This is a genomic window from Pontibacter sp. CAU 1760 (genome assembly GCF_054482735.1).
Map to the genome: position 1 here is coordinate 440,705 of NZ_JBTLRL010000001.1, position 18,206 is coordinate 458,910.

An 18,206-nucleotide genomic window follows, 5' to 3' on the forward strand; every position below is an offset into this window, starting at 1 on the left:
GCCTCCCTGCATAGCGCCCTGCAGGCTACATCTCATGGTACTTTAAAGCATGAGACAGCCCCTGTTTTGCCTATTGTTTACTGACCAACCAACCATTTAACAAATTATTTAACATGTTTCATTTATGAAAGATTTTAAACTTTACACGTGCCAGACAGGGCAAGTTCATCAGATGCAGTTACAGGGGCTATGGCGATATGTCATGGGAATGTTAACTATTTTACTTGCTTTTTGCAATACGGCCAGCGGGCAGGCAGTTCAGAAAGGAATTGCTCCAGTTGTTATTCCCCAAAACGGTTTTGCTATCGATGGAGATCTAAGAGCTAGAACGCCCATAACGGCACCCTTTTCCTCAAGTACTGGAGACTGGCTTCCAAACCCTACCGCAGCAGGAACAGGAGAAGCGGTCCTAAATGCTAGCGGAGCACCTCTGGATGATGATGCTACATTTCATAGAGTGGACTTATATAATTCAGGAGATAATGTTTTTGCCGGGGGACAAAAGAAAAACGATAATCCCAATCTGATGAGTTGGATCAATGGCAATCCAAGTCCGGCCAAGAATGATATAAACAACCTCTTGATGCATATTGGCAGGCAGACAGATGGAGATATATGGATTACTGTATCGGGTGATCGGGAGTCGACGAATGGAAATAGTTTTATTTCAATTGCCTTGCATCAGGCGAAACTATCACTGGACCCAGTAAACACCGGAAAGTTTCTAAGTGAAGCCCCTGCGGGAACTGGGGGACGCACTCCCGGTGATGTACAGGTATCAGCAGAGTTTACCGGAGGTGGTAGCAACCCTAACTTATATCTGGAAGAATGGAAGTTAGTGGGGGGTGTTTACAAATGGAACCCTATTAATTTGCCAGCCAATTCAGCTTATGGGTCTACAAATGGGAGTGTGCTGAGCGGAGTGCCATATGACGCATTCGGAGGATCATCCTATCCTGTTAATGCTTTTATCGAAGTAACATTCAATATCTCCCAAATCTATAGGGAAACCTCTACTCCCTGTGTAGGTAGTATTGCTTCAGCCTTTGTGATGACTAAGTCTTCACAAGCTGAATCAGCCAACTTAACTGACTTTGTAGACCCTATTCAGATTAACCTTGATATCAATGTCGGCAGGCCTACGGCAAGTGGAGCTACTTATTGCACTGGTGACGCAATAAGTTCCTTAACAGCTACAGGACAGCCTGGCGCTACTTTCAAATGGTATACTGCTTTAAATTCTGAAGGTAAACCCACTGGTACTCCTACCGAAGGAGCAACCTACACCCCCACAATAAACAATGCAGTGGCTGGTGTGCATAATTTCTATGTAACCCAGTCAATCAGAGGATGCGAAAGCATGCATAGTGTTGTGACGATAACAGTTAATGATCGCCCCGCTGCCCCTACAACTGCGCCTGTTGTATACTGTGTGGGCGATGTTGCCTCCGCACTAACAGCCACTGGTTCTAACTTAAAATGGTATACTGACGCAACAGGTGGAACAGGTTCTGCTACAGCGCCAACTCCAAGCACAGCTACTGCCAGTTCTACCACTTACTATGTGAGCTCAACTACTAACAATTGCGAAGGTCCAAGAGCATCTCTGCTGGTGACTGTTAATGCCAAACCAACCATCGCATTTCCTAGTATTGGTGCTATTTGCTTTGGTGCCCCCAGTGCTTCCCTTACCCATGATGGAATAACCGGAGGTGCCAATCAGTATCGCATCGACTGGGACGCAGCTGCTAATACAGCTGGTCTTGCGGATATTGGTTTAACTGACCTGCCGCCTACGCCTTCTATCACCATCAGCGGCACAGGTTCGCTTGCTGCGGGTACTTACAACGGCACCATCTATGTGAAGAATACCACAACAGGTTGCGAAAGCGTTGGTGATGAAGTACAACTGGTGGTGAATGAGCAGGTAGTAGGTCCCGAGGTTGACTACATTGCGCCAAAATGTGACGAGATTTACTTTAAAGTACAAATTACTAATCCAGTTGCTGGCACTACATATACTCTTAGTAGGGTAGGTTATGCAAACCGTGTAATCAACTACACAAGCGGTACTGCAATTTTCGAAAATTTGGAAGCTGGTTCGGGTTACAGCATAGTAGCCAGTATTGGAGAATGTACTTCAGATGCTAGAGCTTGTGGCGATGCAGCAAAAGCCGCTTTAGGAACCCAATCCTCTGTCCAGTCACTGCAAGGCACTCGCGCGATAGAAACCAAGACGATGACCGCCTACCCTGTTCCTTTCTATGACAGGGCAACCGTTGAGTTTACTGCTGAGAAAACAGGCGATTACGTGGTAAACCTGTATGACTTGAAAGGCACCCTGATACGCCAATTAAAAGCTGGCACAGCAAAAGAAGGGGAGATGAACAAGATCGAAGTTAACGGAAACAACCTTCCGGAAGGCATGTACCTGGTTCGTTTTGTAAATGGGGCTGGCTCCAAAACCATTAAGCTGCTTAAGAAGCAGTAGCCTTTTAAGGTATCAATCCAATCCAATCCTAGGGAGTGCCGGAAATATTTCTGGTACTCCTTTCTTGTCTTTCTCTTTGATAGGAGAGATATTTTGTGCTCGATCTGTTCTTCTCTCATTTTTTCTAAGATAATTATCTAAATGCATCTTTTGTGTTTTTTTTAAGTGTGTTTAAATATTATCATGTGGGTTAAAAATTCAAAACAGTAGTTAGTTATATTTGATTTTTAAATATTTATATTTCATCGTGCTTGTTTGCGTTTACCTAAATATTCCGTGGTTTAGCAAGGATTAAATTAGAGTTGACAAATTTGCGAATCCTTTTGGATTATATAATGTATATATAAATGCGTGGAGGGAGCATCATTTCTGATTTTTAATGTATTATAGATTCCAAAATTAATTAATCGAAAGATAAATAATCAGTTTTTGCCTCAATTCGTGAAGTTTTTATTAGTTGCAATAGACTTATAAAATAACTCCTTAGCCCCTGTCGATCTGGTTCAAGATTAGTAATAGCATAGGATTATATTAATCTGCACTCTTCAAGTATCATCTTAATAAAAAGCTTGTAAAATGCTATCCTCTTCCGGTGCAGCTGTTCAGCTCACAAATTGCCACCCCAGCCTTGTGAACATATTAATGTTTCTTAGCTAAAATGCTATAAAACCCATGTATCATCTTTTTTACACTTAGTTTAACACAACATCTATGAGAACAACATCTATGTATGTAAGTGAGGCAGCTATGCTGCTTCACAAGCGAAGCTTTGCGCTATGGCGCTTCATCATTGTCTCCGGTTTACTGCTCCTCTTCCTGCATGGTACTTCCAGCGCAACCGGGGGCAACCCGTGCGTTGAGAATAGGGGCGACTTAAGGTATGTTAAGTTAAATGGGACGAGCTACAACGGAGCAATCGGTAATATTTTAAACGGCGTGCAGCAGGGGGACAAAGTAAAGATATGCTTTAAGACTCCAGCAGGCGCTGGCACTTACACGCTGGTGAGTTACAAAGCACCAGGCCCCGTTTTCGATATCAATACCGTGTCGCAGCAAGTCCTGTTTGATTATCAAACAGTGTACTCGACCGGTAATGAAAGAATTTGCCTGGAAATAGAGATTCCGGATTGCTACTTCCAGGTGGAGTTGGTTTATGGTTGCGTGATAGAGCAGCTGAGCCCAACCAACCTCTACGGCGATCGCATTATCAGTACTAAGTTAGGCGGCACGAGGCCTTGCCTGCCGCTGGAGGGTTGCACACCCGGCTACTGGAAGCAGGAGCACCATTTTGGCAACTGGGGCTGCGGGTACGACCGTGATGATAAATTCTTTGAGGTTTTCAATATTTATGTGGCAGATGGAAGTACCTACAAAGGTCTGCCTAGTAGTCTTACGCTGCTTCAGGCGCTGTCTCCAGAGATGAAAATCGCAAAAGGTGAGTGGGGTGCACTTGCTCGCCATGCGGTGGCAGCCCTGCTGAATGCGTGCACGGATAGGGATATAAACTATGAATATAGTACCCGCACAATAAAACGGATGGTTAAACGTGCATTCGCTTCCAACAATTCCTCTGTAAAAGACCGGCTGGCTAATGCAAATGAGCAGAATTGCCCGCTTGGAAGGGCTGAGTTAAATGGCGTAAGTCAAACCTCTAATCTACTCAAAGCCTTAGAGGGTAACCAACTGACCGCTTATCCAACACCATTCTCAGACAAGGCGACCATTGCATTCAAGCTAGCAAAAGATGAGGCTTATTCAATCAGCCTCTACGACACGAAAGGCAGCATCGTGCGGCAGCTGAAAGCCGGTGTGGCCAAAGCGGGCGAGCTGAACCAAGTGGAGGTAGACGGAGCTGGCTTGCCTGAGGGCCTTTACATTGCCCGTATGGTAAGCGATTCCGGAGGAAAGACTGTTAAACTGTTACTCAAAAAAGAATAAGCAGCAAGGAGGCTGCTAGTATGAGCACGGGGTGCCGGAGGTCTGCTTCCGGTACCCCGTGCTTTTTGTTGCCCGAATATTTCAATGTTTCCTATAGCTGAAATCACGACCTTTGCCCTATGTTGAAAATCGCGATTACAGGGCCGGAGTCTACGGGTAAATCTACGTTGGCCGAACAACTGGCCCGCCACCACCAAACCGTGTGGGTGCCGGAGTTTGCCCGCGCCTATGTGGGTAACTTGGGCAGGCCGTATACCCTCATGGATATTGAAGCCATTGCGCGGGGCCAACTGGCGCTGGAGCAGGAAAAGCAGCAACAGGCAAGGGGCATCCTTTTTTCGGATACCGACCTGCTGGTGCTCAAGATCTGGAGCGAGCATGCGTTTGGCCATTGCCCTGCCTGGATCGTAGACAAACTAAAGCAGCAGAACTACAACCTTTGCCTGTTGATGGGCGTTGATTTGCCCTGGGAGCCGGACCCGCAGCGGGAGCATCCGTATTTGCGCCAGTTCTTTTATGACTGGTATAAGCGGGAACTGGAGGCGCTGTCGGTGCCATTTGTTGAGATACACGGGCAGCAGGAGGAGCGTTTTCGCCTGGCCCAACAGCATGTGGCTGCTCTGCTCCAAACTCATCAATCATCTGAAAAATAAACCAATGCTACATTTCTTAGAAAACGATCAGTATAAAGTGGGCGTGGAAAGCCTGGGAGCTGAGCTTCAACACTTCGTGAAGAAGGATGAGGAGCTGGAGCTGATCTGGCAAGCTGACCCTTCCATCTGGACGGGCCACGCGCCAAACCTTTTCCCGATTGTAGGTGAATTGCCGGAGCAGCAGTACACCCATGACGGCAAGAGGTATAAAATGCTGCGGCATGGCTTTGCCCGTCGGCAGGAGTTTAAGCTAGTGGACGAACACCGCGAGAAGCTGGTGTTTGAGCTCACAGAGTCGGAGGAGTCGCTGGCGCAATACCCTTTCAAGTTCAGGTTTCTGATCGCCTACCGGCTGCTTGCTAACAAATTGGAAATCACATACCAGGTGACTAATACCGATCACGATAGGATGTATTTCTCGGTTGGTGCACACCCCGGCTTCAACGTGCCGCTATACCCCAACGAGCGTTACGAAGACTATTATTTGGTGTTTGAGAAACAAGAGACCACAAGCCGATACCTGCTAAACGAGCAGGGGTTGCTGAATGGCGAAACGGAGCGGGTGCTGGAAAATAGTGATACCCTGTCCCTGCAGCACCACTACTTCGACCATGATGCCATTGTGCTAAAGCGCCTGAATTCTGAGAAGGTAACGCTGGCTAGCCATACCAACCCGCGCAAACTGGAGATCAGTTACGAAGGCTTTCCATACCTGGGCATTTGGTCTAAACCAGGCCCGTCGCCTTTTGTGTGCATAGAGCCTTGGTGTGGCCTTGCCAGCAGTGTCGGTACGTCTGATGAATTGAAGGACAAGGAAGGTATAAACGAACTTAGCCCAGGGCAGGTGTTTGATCGCACCTTCTCGATTGCGGTGTACTAAGTAAACAGGTTCGCCAAAAACAGCAGCGGCCCCCTGGTATGGATCCATACCAGGGGGCCGCTGCTGTTTTTGCAGGTATACTGCTAGTAAATCAATGCAGGGATGGCTCCGGGAACTTTGGCACTGTAATGTTCCTGAAATCATACTTTGGCTCAAAATCATTAATCGGCAGTGAGATGCCAGGCGGAAGATCCAGATCCGGTAAATCATCTCCTAGCGGCTCTCCTCCGTCATCGTCGTTATCGGTAGAGGGTGGTCGGTTAAATCTCTTGCGTGGGGCGAAAGCATAGTAGGCCAGTATGGTTAGCAGGGCTACTGTATATATAATGCTGATCATCATCGCGATATAAGTTAAATGCAATTTTGTCGGTGTCTGCGGAGGCAATTTTGCCACCCTGAATAGCAGGGGCTTAAGCCGTCTTCCTATTTTTTTACAACGTACTTTTGGCCTTAGGGGTTATCTGTAAATGCAAATTTTGAGTAGGTGGAGGGCCCTTAAGGCTTAACGTATAACAGCGCTTGCCGGCAGTTTCTTTGTTAAGCAAAAAAAGGCTCGTACCTTTGTGGCAGTTAAGGGGTGCCTGAATACTACGGGCTGAGATTATACCCATTGAACCTGATCCGGGTAATGCCGGCGAAGGGAATAACGGTAAACATTAAATACAGGCGGCTAACCCCTGGCTTCCTGTCTGTTTCACCAATTTTTATTCCATTACCATGTTTAAGTTATTTACTGCAATCGCTGCCTTTTTGCTGCCTTTGCAGCTAGTAGCCCAGTACCAGCTGAGCGGGCGCGTAACCAGTGCGGCCAAAGGCGAGGCACTGGCCGGGGCCACCGTTGTGTTGGAGCGCACAGGCACAGGTGTTGCCGCAGCCGCGAACGGAGAGTTTGCCTTTCAGAGCTTACCCGCAGGCACGTATAGCCTTAAAATTAGCTACCTGGGGTATGAGCAGAAACGCATAAAAGTGGCCCTGCCACAGCAAAACCCGGTAACGGTGGCGCTGCAGCAACAGGCGCTTCAAACCAGTGAGGTGGTGGTGCAGGCCACCCGTGCCGACGAGCGTACCGGTACCACTTTCACCAACGTTAGCCAGGAGGAAATCGAGTCCCGCAATTTCGGGCAGGACCTGCCTTACCTGCTCGAGCAGGTGCCGTCGGTGGTCGTAAACTCCGATGCCGGCGCAGGCGTGGGCTATACCGGTATCCGGATACGGGGCTCTGATATTACCCGCATTAACGTAACGGTAAACGGCATCCCGATCAACGATTCGGAGAGCCATGGCGTGTTCTTTGTGAATATGCCGGACTTTGCCTCTTCGGTGCAGGACATACAGGTGCAGCGTGGGGTAGGTACTTCTACCAACGGGGCGGGTGCCTTTGGGGCGAGCCTCAACATCCAGACGGAGCAGGTGCGCCGTGAGGCTTATGCCGAAACCGATCATACCTACGGCTCTTTTGACACTTGGCGCAACAACGTGCGCTTCGGCACGGGCCTGCTCAACGGGAAATTTGCCTTTGATGGTCGCTTGTCGCGCATTACCTCCGATGGCTACGTGGACCGGGCTTCCTCAGACCTGAAGTCCTTCTATTTCTCGGGAGGGTACTATGGCGATAAAACTTCCGTGAAGTTCATCACTTTCTCGGGCAAAGAGCAGACCTACCAGGCATGGTATGGCACCCCTGAAGCGCTGGTATACGGCAATGCGGCCGATCTGCAAGCCTACATCGACCGGAATTACATTGATGGGGCCGACAAAGAGAACCTGCTGTCTTCCGGTCGCCGCTACAACTATTATACCTACGATAACGAAACCGATAATTACCAGCAGGACCACTACCAGTTGCACCTGGCGCACGACTTTATGCCGGGACTGAGCTTTTCAGGTGCGTTGCACTATACCTATGGCCGTGGCTATTACGAGCAATTCCGGGCGGATGATGACCTGGCGGACTACGGCCTGGCTGACGTAGTGATCGGCGATGAAACGGTGTCAAGCACAGATTTGATCCGACGCCGCTGGCTCGATAACGATTTTTACGGGGCCACTTATGCCTTGCAGTATGCACCGGGCAGCCGCCTGAATGCCACGTTGGGTGGTGCCTGGAACCGCTATACGGGCAGTCATTTCGGGGAGATCATCTGGGCACGCTATGCCTCTGACTCCGACATCCGCGACCGCTATTATGACAACGACGCCGACAAGACCGACTTCAACATCTTCGCCAAGGCAACCTATAGCCTCACGGACAAGCTAAGCGTGTTCGGCGATTTGCAGCTTCGGAAGGTGGGCTATGAGTTCTTGGGCTTTGACAATGATGGCGATAACATTACGCAGGAGGCAGCTTATACCTTCTGGAACCCGAAGGCAGGTATAACCTACAGCCTGCAGCCAACACACCAGCTGTACGCCTCTTACGCCGTGGGTAACCGCGAGCCGGTGCGCGACGACTTCACGGAGTCTACCCCCAGTAGCCGCCCGAAGCACGAGACGTTGCACAACGTAGAGGCCGGTTACCGCGGTCAGTTTGGGCCGGCACAGATGGCAGGTATGCCCCTGACGGCGAACGTAGAGGCGAACCTGTACCTGATGGACTACACAAACCAACTGGTGCTGACCGGCCAGATCAACGACGTGGGCGCGTATACCCGTACGAACATCGACAACAGCTACCGCCAGGGGATAGAACTTGCCGGAGCATTGCAGTTGGGTGATTTTGCTACCCTGAACGCTAACCTGGCCTACAGCAACAGCAGAATTGGCGCGTTGAATGAATACATCGACGATTATGGAAATGGTGACCAAGTGCTCAACCGCTATGCTGATACCAGAATCGCCTTCTCCCCGGACTGGGTAACGACCAACCAACTGGAGGTGCAGCTGCTGAAAGGGTTGAAAGCGGCCTTTATCTACAAGACCGTGAGCAAGCAATACCTTGATAACACCGAGAATGAAAGCCGCATTATCCCTGCCTACCAGGTAGGCGACCTACGCTTCCGCTATAACCTGGGCTTCAAAAACCTGCTGAAAGAACTGGAACTGGGGCTACTATTGAACAACGTGTTCAACGAGCAGTATGCGGCCAACGGCTATACTTTCAGCTACATCTACGGCGAGCAAATCACCGAGAACTTTTACTATCCGCAGGCAACACGCAACTACCTGTTGTCTGTTGGCCTGAAGTTCTAAGTAAGCTGTCAGCTGACAGATGATCAAAGCCCCATCAACCGGTGGGGCTTTTTTTATGGATTGCCGGCGAATTTGCTAAATTGCTTTAATAGAACTGAAACACTGCCGTGCGGCACGTATAAACTACTCTAACTACTACTACTAACACACAAGCATAAAACGATGACCTACGAATCCACCGGAGCCCCTGACTACTTTAACATTGATGAGCTGCTGACCGAGGAGCACCTGCTGATCCGGCAGACGATGCGCGATTTCGTGAAGCGGGAAATCTCGCCAAACATCGAGCAATGGGCGCAAGAGGCGCACTTCCCCTCAGAGATTGTGAAAAAGTTTGGTGAGGTAGGCGCATTCGGCCCGACCATCCCGACGGAGTATGGCGGCGGCGGCCTGGATTATATCAGTTATGGTATCATCATGCAGGAAATCGAGCGCGGCGACTCAGGCATGCGCTCTACAGCATCGGTGCAAGGCTCACTGGTTATGTACCCTATCTATAAGTATGGCTCGGAGGAGCAGCGCAAGAAATACCTGCCCAAATTAGCCAGTGGCGAGTGGCTGGGCTGCTTCGGACTGACAGAGCCTGACTTCGGCTCGAACCCAGGCGGCATGGTGACCAACATCAAGGACATGGGCGACCACTACCTGCTGAACGGCGCCAAAATGTGGATCTCCAACTCCCCGGAATGCCAGGTGGCGGTGGTATGGGCTAAGAATGAGGAAGGCCGTATCAAAGGGTTGATCGTAGAGCGTGGGATGGAAGGATTTACCACACCTGAGATACACAACAAGTGGAGCCTGCGGGCCAGCTGCACCGGCGAACTGGTGTTTGACAACGTGAAAGTGCCAAAGGAGAACCTGCTGCCAAACATTGATGGCTTGAAAGGCCCGCTAGGCTGCCTCGACTCTGCCCGTTATGGCATTTCCTGGGGTGTGGTCGGTGCCGCCATCGACTGCTACGAGTCAGCTTTAAAGTATAGCCTGGAGCGCGTCCAGTTCGACAAACCCATTGGCGGCTTTCAGCTCACCCAAAAGAAGCTGGCCGAGATGCTGACAGAAATTACGAAAGCGCAGTTGTTGACCTGGCGGCTCGGCACCCTGATGAACGAAGGCAAGGCCACTACGCAGCAAATCTCGATGGCGAAACGCAACAACGTGGACATGGCCCTGCACATCGCGCGCGAGGCACGCCAGATCCATGGGGGTATGGGCATCACGGGCGAGTACCCGATCATGCGCCACATGATGAATCTGGAGTCTGTCATCACCTACGAGGGCACCCACGACATCCACCTGCTTATCACAGGTGCGGACATTACAGGCATACAGGCGTTTAAGTAATAGTTGACCGTGATGCGTTGCTTTTTAATTAGGTGGCGTAAAAACTTAGAGAGGCAGCTGCGCGAGTAGCTGCCTTTTTTATGTTCCCCACAGCCGCTTACAGGAGCTGTGCCTTCCGCAGGGGTTCTAAAAGTCATTGCCAGGGGTTGCTAATTATATTAGATTTAATGGTGATTTGTGTAAAATAATTAGCAAAATTCGTTAACTTCGTGGGTAGATATGGAGCGAAACAAAAGCCGAAACTGTTACCTTTAGGAGCAGCGGAAGCTCGTTTTTTTGAAGAAGGTTTAATGTTATGAGAGAAGATTATCTCACTGGCGAAAAGGAGCACCTTACGCCAGCGGAACGTGATATAGACAAGGCACTTCGCCCCCTAAGCTTTAGTGACTTCACAGGTCAGGCGAAGGTGGTAGAGAACCTGAAGATTTTTGTGCTGGCAGCCCGGCGCAGAGGCGAGGCACTGGACCACGTGCTGTTGCATGGCCCTCCGGGATTGGGTAAAACCACGCTGTCGCATATTATTGCCGCGGAACTGGATGCCGGTATAAAAATGACCTCCGGGCCGGTATTGGATAAACCGAGCGACCTGGCAGGTTTGTTAACGAATTTGGAGCCCAACGATGTGTTATTCATTGATGAGATCCACCGTCTTAACCCAATTGTGGAAGAGTACCTGTACTCGGCCATGGAGGATTACAAGATCGACATCATGCTGGATTCAGGGCCGAATGCGCGTTCTGTGCAAATCAGCCTGAACCCGTTCACGTTGATTGGGGCAACTACGCGCTCTGGTTTGCTGACAGCACCCTTGCGGGCACGCTTTAGCATCAACAGCCGCCTGGAGTACTATGATTCTGAATTGCTAACCTCTATTGTAAAGCGATCTTCTATGCTGTTAGGAGCGCCTATTCACGCGGATGCTGCTTTTGAGATTGCCCGCCGTAGCCGGGGTACACCCCGTATCGCCAACAACCTGCTGCGCCGCACCCGCGATTTTGCCCAGGTAAAGGGAGACGGCACCATCACGGTAGATATTGCCAAGTTTGCCCTGCATGCCTTGGATGTAGACCATAACGGCCTCGACGATATGGACAAGCGTATCCTGCTGACCATCATCGACAAGTATAAAGGCGGACCGGTAGGCCTGTCCACCATTGCAACTGCCTGCGGTGAGGAAGCAGAAACGATAGAGGAAGTATACGAGCCTTTCCTGATACAGGAGGGGTATATAAAGCGCACAGCCCGCGGCCGCGAGGCAACGGAAGCAGCTTACAGGCACTTAGGCAAAGTGCCACCGCAGCAGGTTTCACCCGGCAGCCTTTTCGACCAGACTGGGAGTCAATAATTGTTTGTGATGACGTTTACAAGAGAGCAGGCCTAACCGCCTGCTCTCTTGTTTTATGATAGAGGCATTATGACAAACCTATCTGTCGCAAGTGTCCGAATCTATCACTTAAGTGAGTTTGCCTTTTAAATGCTTTTCAGTTTTAAGATACGCCTGTTCTTTATGGACTATGGGCTTTTGCTTTAAGTGCTATAGCTTTCAGGAGAAGTGCTTTTGCCTGGTTCGGCATCACATAAAACCATTAGAACCTGCGCCTGGATTTATTTTGACTTACTTTTGTTTCTGTTATAGTATAAACAACGGCATTGAGTACAGCATTGAACAAAGAGAAGTATACATTCCTGATTAAGCAAAAAGCCAAAGACCTGGGTTTCATGTATTGCGGCGTCTCGAAAGCAGATTTTCTGGAGGAGGAGGCCCCGCGCCTGGAACGCTGGCTAAACCAGAATATGCACGGGCAGATGCATTACATGGAGAACCACTTTGACAAGCGCCTGGACCCGCGCCTGCTAGTGGACGGGGCAAAGTCGGTCGTGTCGCTACTGCTCAACTACTTTCCAGAGGAGACACAGCCGGAAGAGGGAACGTATAAAATCTCGAAATACGCCTACGGCACGGATTACCACTTTGTAATTAAAGACAAGCTGAAGGAACTGCTTCACCATATCAACGAGGAAATAGGAGAGGTAGGTGGGCGCTGTTTCGTGGATTCTGCCCCGGTGCTCGACAAGGCTTGGGCCAAGAAAAGTGGTTTGGGCTGGATAGGCAAAAACAGTAACCTGATCACGCCGCAAGTAGGTAGTTTCTACTTCATCGCTGAGTTAATCATTGACCTGGAACTGGAACCGGATGGCCCTATAAAGGATTATTGCGGTTCGTGTACCCGTTGTTTGGATGCCTGCCCGACAAATGCCATTACAGCGCCATACGTGGTGGATGGCAGCAAATGTATTTCTTATTTCACAATAGAATTGAAAGACCAGTTGCCGCAGGAGATGGAAGGGAAATTCGGGAACTGGGTGTTTGGTTGCGACATATGCCAGGACGTGTGCCCTTGGAACCGGTTCAGCAAACCTCACCGCGAGCCTGCCTTTGCGCCTCATCCGCATCTACTGGATATGAAACCGAACGATTGGCGGGAACTCACACAAGAGGTGTTTTCGCAGCTGTTTAAAAAGTCTGCTGTAAAAAGAACCGGTTACGCTGGCTTGGTGCGCAATATCCAATTTGTGGAGCGGAAGCCAGCGTAACCGATTGTTCTATGCTCGTGCTCTTAAAAACACTTTGTTAAGGATGGCAAGGTATACGCCAGAAAACTGGTCGTAGCACCATTGTTTTAGTAGTTTTAATTCTTCTGAAGCCAATACTTTGAAGGCTTTACGTAACTCTTTCTCAAACAGCATTTTATCGAAGCTTACTTTCAATAAAATTGTCTTAATGTACTCTAGCATCTTTTTATGATACAGGTTTAAAGGTTAATGGTATATCACATATACGTCACAAAGTTATTGAAGTAAGTAGTCACTTACAAGTTTTTTTTGGATATTTACGATACTGTATTGTAACCTATTGTAAAGTAAGCGGTTAGCGATAATATTAGCCTTTTTATATGTCTGTAAGTGCCTGATTGATAATTGCCTAATCAATTCAGGCTAAGTATTACTTCATCAGAGCTATTGTCTTTGTGCTTATTTATCACAAAAAAATCCCTTCCTGAAAGCGGCTTAAAAGCTGCTTTCAGGAAGGGATCATCAGGAATGTTGATACTTGGTGCTAAGCGATAAAGAGCGAAGCAATATTAAGTACCTGGCTCATAGAAAGCGGCTCATCAAAGGCCTCCGATACATTAGCCGCTGAGATGCTGGATATAGCCGGTACATCCACACCTGCCTGTGTCGTCTGGTTTTCTCCCTCATAAACTCCTGCCGCTGCTGTCGGAACCTGCTGCCCTTCTGGCCCGCCTGTAATCCAGCCTTTCAGGCCTCTGATTCTGCGCACGATGGCTGCATGGCGTGCTTCAACGGCGTGAATCTGCAAGGCTGCTGTCAGAACATTGTTATTGCTTACCAAATTAGCGGCTTGTCCTTTATAGGCTCTTACACCTGTATCCTCAAAAGCCTGGGCAAGCGTCAGGAAAGTTGCCGGGTCTGAGTTCCAGGTAGGGAAGGCGCCACCTGCAGAGAAGTCGAAGGTAGGCTTGCTCACTGGCGTTGCATTAAGGCTTTCAATCACACCTTTTAGCAGGTTTACGTGTGCCACTTCATGGTCGCGCACATCGGTAAAGAAGGCTCTGTTCTCGGCTGCAATGGCGCCGTTAGCATCCAAACCCTGCTGATAAAACTCCGACTCCAGGTACTCTAGTGTCAAAGCATAATTTAGCACATCCACAATGCCGGTAGTAGACTGTCCGTAGGCTTTCTTGAACATGGTACCCATGGCAATCGGCACAGCTGAGAGTGCTACTTTCTTACCAAAGCTTCCGAAGCTGCTGAAAGCCTGACGTCGGGATGAAAGCCGATCATACACTTCGCTGTCAACTTTCTCTATATCTTTTATAATCTTAAATATATTCATGTCTTATTTCTTATTTGGGAAGGTTGCTGAAATTGATTTTTGTTGCGATAAAGCCAGATGCTGCGGTTAACACTTCAGTAGGCGACATGGCTCTATCCAGGCCATTACTGTCTATTAGCGCTTTGCCATATGCTCTGGCATTATTGCTGATCATATCATGAATAGCTGCAGCATGGCGTGCCTCCACCGAAACAATCTTACCCGCAAGTAACAGGTAATCTAAACCCACGCCAGTGTCTGATAATAATTTACCAGCGCCGTTGTAAGCTGCTACGCCCAAATCTTCAAACGTTTTGGCTGTCTCAAGCACGCTGGTCTTGCTGTTGAAGTTAATGGAGCTGAAATCTACCTCAAGGCTAGGGATGGCGTTGCTTCCGAGTGCCGTCTTGAACAGTTCGCGGTGCGCTATTTCGTGTGCTTTCAGGTCTTGCATGATGGTCATTTCACTGGAAGACAGTACAGATGCCGAGTTGGCTACCACTGCGGTATAAAACGCAGCTTCTAACTGCTCCAGGGCATAAGCATAATTCAGGATACCAACATCTTCGGAGCCAAGGTCCACTTCTTCGTTGGATGGCGGTGTGATGTCATCGTCATCATCGCAAGAAGTAGTCAGGATAAGTGTGGTTGCGGCTGCAGTAGCACCAGCATATCGGAAGAACGTACGGCGCTGCATGGGATTAGTGAAGGATTTCATTAGCCCTCCTTCTTTCTCTTCAGGCTTGGTCGGTTTAGTCATAATTTTACTTTTTAGATAGTTATAAGCTTCAAGGTTGGCTTTCCCTCAGCGAAAATCATCCAAGGTGCCGTTACCTGTTAAATTGTATTTGAAGTACGGTGCAGGCTGAAACTTGGATTTACCGGTCTACTCAAAAAAAATTATTTAAGGCTCAATCAGAGCAGCGATTTCCATTTACTATTAAAACTTATATTTTATATATAGCGTGTTTTTAGCTGATGGCGTGTGTTTTTACAGGCAGCAGATTGATATCAGAAAAGGTCATGCGCCTGAAAAATAAATGTTGCTACAGGTAATAATATAGTCGGGTAAGGCCTTTTTCGATGCGTTAAATTGTACTGATTTGGATATACTGTGGCCAGAAGCGCGCAGTATGCGCCGGGGGTTGAGCCGTGAGGTCGGCAAAGGCTATTTTATTTCTTATATTTGTTTTTGCACAAAGCGCACCCTTTGCATTTAGCGACAAGTAATTATGCGGTTTTTACTCCTCCTGTTTATATGCTTTGCTGTAGCGGTACCTGCATGGGCGCAGCAGATAAGCCTAGAGTTGCGCAAGGGGCCAGTGCCGCTTAACCAGTACTATACCGTATCGATCAAGCTGCAAAACCAGCAGCTGAAAGATTATACCCCATTTCCCGAGATAGAGGGTTTCAAAAAGAGCAATAAGTATTCCTCCACCAAAACTATTATCACGGGGGGCAATACCACCACCATTCTCACCATCACACAAAACTACGCTCCGCTTGAGGAAGGCGAGTTTACGCTTCGGCCTTTCTCGATGAAGGTGAACGGACAAACAGTGCAATCGCCGGGGATGGAGATAGAGGTGGTGCCCCCGCAGGCCAGTGTTGCCCAAAGCCCTAACCAACCCAACCTTATCACTACTGACGAGAATGAGCTGGCGGGTGAAGAGACGCAGGAGTTTGTGGACAAGGAAGACAACGCCTTCCTGACAGTTTATACCAACAAAAGTGAGGTGTTTGTGGGCGAGGGCGTTAACGTAGTGCTCTATTTTTACCTGGCAGAGGCCGACCAGCCCCTGCTCGACTTTTACGACTTTAATAACCAGATTATTGGTCTACTGCGTGAGCTGAAGCAGCCACACACCTGGGAGGAAGCATTTGATTACACGGAGATCACACCTGAGAACGTAACAGTGCAAGACGAGCCATACCTGCGTTTTAAACTGTATGAGTCCGTGCTTTTCCCGCTCAATCTGGAACCGCTGCGTTTTCCGCAGCTCAAACTGCAGATGATCAAATACAAAGTGGCTAAAAACCCCAGCCTATTGGCGCAAGACCGGCAGGAGGGGTATAAAACATTTTACTCCAGGGAGCGCGTGGTAACGGTAAAGGAACTGCCGCCGCACCCGCTCCGGGATGTGGTGCCGGTTGGGAATTACCGGTTAAATGAGCGGGTATCAAAGAAAAAAGTGGCTGTGAATAAGAGTTTTACTTATCTTTTCGAGTTAGAAGGGGAGGGCAACCTGGCGGCCATTACGCCCCCTGTGCCTGAAGCACCGCCAGGCCTGGAGTTTTACCCTCCAGATGTGCGCCAGGATATTACCAAGCGCTCGGGCAGAATAGTGGGCGCTAAGTCGTTTGCCTATGCGGTGCTGCCCCGCGAGCCGGGCCGCTATAGTATGAGCGAGGCACTGCAGTGGATTTACTTTAACCCTAAGACAGCCGCTTACGATACGCTGCGCCCTGCACTATATGTGCAGGTAACCGGGCAACACGAGGCGAGTGGCCTTGTGCTTTCTAAAGATTTGGGTTCTTTTTATAATATCATCGAAAACGAAGACAACACGCTGGTCAGCCTGCATTTTCTGGACGGCATCAAGCGAAGCACTAATATCATTGTGCTGGTGCTGTTGGCTGTGGCGGCGTTCGTTTTCATAAAGAAATAACATATGAGCAATACATACGGAAAGCTTTTCCGGATTACAACTTTTGGGGAGTCGCATGGGGCGGCCGTAGGCGTGATTGTAGATGGCTGTCCGGCAGGGGTAGCAATAGACGTCGCCGAGATTCAGCATGCATTGGATCGCCGCCGCCCGGGACAGTCCAAAATCACGACGCCCCGGCAGGAGGAGGACAAAGTAACCATCCTGTCGGGTGTGTTTGAAGATAAAACCCAGGGCACGCCCATTGCCATGGTTGTAAACAATAAAGACCAGCACAGCCACGATTACAGCCACATTCAGCACGCGTTCCGTCCCTCGCACGCGGATTATACCTATACCGCCAAATACGGCACCCGCGACTATCGGGGCGGCGGCCGCAGCTCGGCCCGCGAAACGGTGGCACGGGTGGCAGCAGGGGCCCTGGCAGCCAAAATGCTGGCTAAGTACGGGATCACTATCAAGTCCTATGTGTCGCAGGTTGGCAAGATCAAGCTGAACAAGCCCTATAACGAGCTGGACTTGAGCCAGATTGACGCTAACATTGTGCGTTGCCCGGACGGCGGTACTGCCGCCCGTATGATAGGCTTGATTGAAGATGCCCGGGATAGCCTCGATACGATTGGCGGTGTGGTGAGCTGCGTGGTGCAGGGAGTGCCGGCAGGCTTAGGCGAGCCGGTGTTCGACAAGCTGCATGCAGAACTCGGAAAGGCCATGCTGAGCATCAATGCGGTGAAGGGCTTTGAGTATGGCAGCGGCTTTGAAGGCGTGCGGATGCGCGGCTCTGAGCATAACGATGAGTTTTACACTGATGAGGAGGGTAACATCCGCACCCGTACCAACTACTCAGGCGGTATTCAGGGCGGCATTAGCAATGGGCAAGACATTTACTTTAACGTAGCCTTCAAGCCTGTGGCCACTATCCTGCAGGAGCAGCAAACCATTAACGACGCCGGCGAGGACATTACCCTGAAAGGCAAAGGCCGCCACGACCCTTGTGTACTGCCACGCGCTGTGCCGATCGTAGATGCCATGGCCGCCCTGGTGCTGGCAGACTTCATGATGCGCCAGCAGGCAAGCAAGCTGTAAGCAAAAAAAAAAAATTGTTATATAAAACAGAACGGCCAGGCTTTAAGAAGCCTGGCCGTTCTGT

General features: G+C 49.4%; 14 protein-coding genes and 1 riboswitch. Of the genes, 10 read left to right on the forward strand and 4 right to left on the reverse strand.

Going from position 1 to position 18,206, the window contains the following annotated elements:
- The first annotated feature begins 124 nt into the window (after positions 1-124).
- The 4 genes from ACXYMU_RS02000 to ACXYMU_RS02015 all read left to right on the forward strand — a co-directional run bounded on the left by ACXYMU_RS02000 (position 125) and on the right by ACXYMU_RS02015 (position 5,962).
- Entirely contained in the window at positions 125-2,491 is a 2,367-nt protein-coding gene (locus ACXYMU_RS02000; RefSeq protein ID WP_458984666.1) for an Ig-like domain-containing protein, read from the forward strand.
- A 711-nt stretch (positions 2,492-3,202) separates the two neighbouring features.
- On the forward strand, positions 3,203-4,429 hold the full coding sequence (locus ACXYMU_RS02005) for a T9SS type A sorting domain-containing protein (protein ID WP_458984667.1): 1,227 nt from the start codon (positions 3,203-3,205) through the stop codon (positions 4,427-4,429).
- A 119-nt stretch (positions 4,430-4,548) separates the two neighbouring features.
- The gene (locus ACXYMU_RS02010) at positions 4,549-5,082 is read left to right on the forward strand and encodes an AAA family ATPase (RefSeq protein ID WP_458984668.1); all 534 of its coding nucleotides are present in this window, start codon (positions 4,549-4,551) and stop codon (positions 5,080-5,082) included.
- Between the two features lie 4 nt (positions 5,083-5,086).
- On the forward strand, positions 5,087-5,962 hold the full coding sequence (locus ACXYMU_RS02015) for an aldose 1-epimerase family protein (protein ID WP_458984669.1): 876 nt from the start codon (positions 5,087-5,089) through the stop codon (positions 5,960-5,962).
- A gap of 91 nt (positions 5,963-6,053) precedes the next feature.
- On the opposite strand, the gene ACXYMU_RS02020 is transcribed toward ACXYMU_RS02015, so the two are convergent.
- Positions 6,054-6,302, reverse strand: a complete 249-nt coding sequence (locus ACXYMU_RS02020) for a hypothetical protein (RefSeq protein ID WP_458984670.1) — start codon at positions 6,300-6,302, stop codon at positions 6,054-6,056.
- Positions 6,303-6,525: 223 nt separating this feature from the next.
- Positions 6,526-6,623, forward strand: a riboswitch (TPP riboswitch).
- Between the two features lie 56 nt (positions 6,624-6,679).
- On the opposite strand from ACXYMU_RS02020, the gene ACXYMU_RS02025 reads away from it, so the two are divergent.
- The 4 genes from ACXYMU_RS02025 (at position 6,680) to queG (ending at position 13,087) form a co-directional block, all read left to right on the forward strand.
- A complete protein-coding gene (locus ACXYMU_RS02025; RefSeq protein ID WP_458984671.1) occupies positions 6,680-9,151 on the forward strand; it encodes a TonB-dependent receptor in 2,472 nt (823 codons plus the stop codon).
- Between the two features lie 162 nt (positions 9,152-9,313).
- Positions 9,314-10,492, forward strand: a complete 1,179-nt coding sequence (locus ACXYMU_RS02030) for an acyl-CoA dehydrogenase family protein (RefSeq protein WP_458984672.1) — start codon at positions 9,314-9,316, stop codon at positions 10,490-10,492.
- Positions 10,493-10,787: 295 nt separating this feature from the next.
- Positions 10,788-11,837 (forward strand): Holliday junction branch migration DNA helicase RuvB, encoded by a 1,050-nt coding sequence (ruvB, locus tag ACXYMU_RS02035; RefSeq protein WP_458984673.1) that lies wholly within the window; start codon positions 10,788-10,790, stop codon positions 11,835-11,837.
- A 305-nt stretch (positions 11,838-12,142) separates the two neighbouring features.
- Positions 12,143-13,087: a tRNA epoxyqueuosine(34) reductase QueG gene (queG, locus tag ACXYMU_RS02040; RefSeq protein WP_458984674.1), complete on the forward strand. Its 945-nt coding sequence runs from the start codon at positions 12,143-12,145 to the stop codon at positions 13,085-13,087.
- 9 nt (positions 13,088-13,096) lie between these two features.
- Here queG and ACXYMU_RS02045 read toward each other — a convergent pair whose 3' ends face one another.
- The 3 genes from ACXYMU_RS02045 to ACXYMU_RS02055 form a co-directional block, all read right to left on the reverse strand.
- A complete protein-coding gene (locus tag ACXYMU_RS02045) occupies positions 13,097-13,288 on the reverse strand; it encodes a hypothetical protein (RefSeq protein WP_458984675.1) in 192 nt (63 codons plus the stop codon).
- A 322-nt stretch (positions 13,289-13,610) separates the two neighbouring features.
- Positions 13,611-14,411 carry a ferritin-like domain-containing protein gene (locus tag ACXYMU_RS02050; protein ID WP_458984676.1) on the reverse strand — a complete coding sequence of 267 codons (801 nt, stop codon included), beginning with the start codon at positions 14,409-14,411 and terminating at the stop codon, positions 13,611-13,613.
- Between the two features lie 10 nt (positions 14,412-14,421).
- On the reverse strand, positions 14,422-15,150 hold the full coding sequence (locus ACXYMU_RS02055) for a ferritin-like domain-containing protein (protein ID WP_458984677.1): 729 nt from the start codon (positions 15,148-15,150) through the stop codon (positions 14,422-14,424).
- A gap of 472 nt (positions 15,151-15,622) precedes the next feature.
- Between ACXYMU_RS02055 and ACXYMU_RS02060 the strand changes: the two genes are divergently transcribed.
- Together ACXYMU_RS02060 and aroC are read left to right on the forward strand one after the other, a co-directional pair.
- On the forward strand, positions 15,623-17,059 hold the full coding sequence (locus tag ACXYMU_RS02060) for a BatD family protein (protein WP_458984678.1): 1,437 nt from the start codon (positions 15,623-15,625) through the stop codon (positions 17,057-17,059).
- 3 nt (positions 17,060-17,062) lie between these two features.
- Positions 17,063-18,142: a chorismate synthase gene (aroC, locus tag ACXYMU_RS02065; RefSeq protein ID WP_458984679.1), complete on the forward strand. Its 1,080-nt coding sequence runs from the start codon at positions 17,063-17,065 to the stop codon at positions 18,140-18,142.
- Positions 18,143-18,206: the final 64 nt, after the last annotated feature.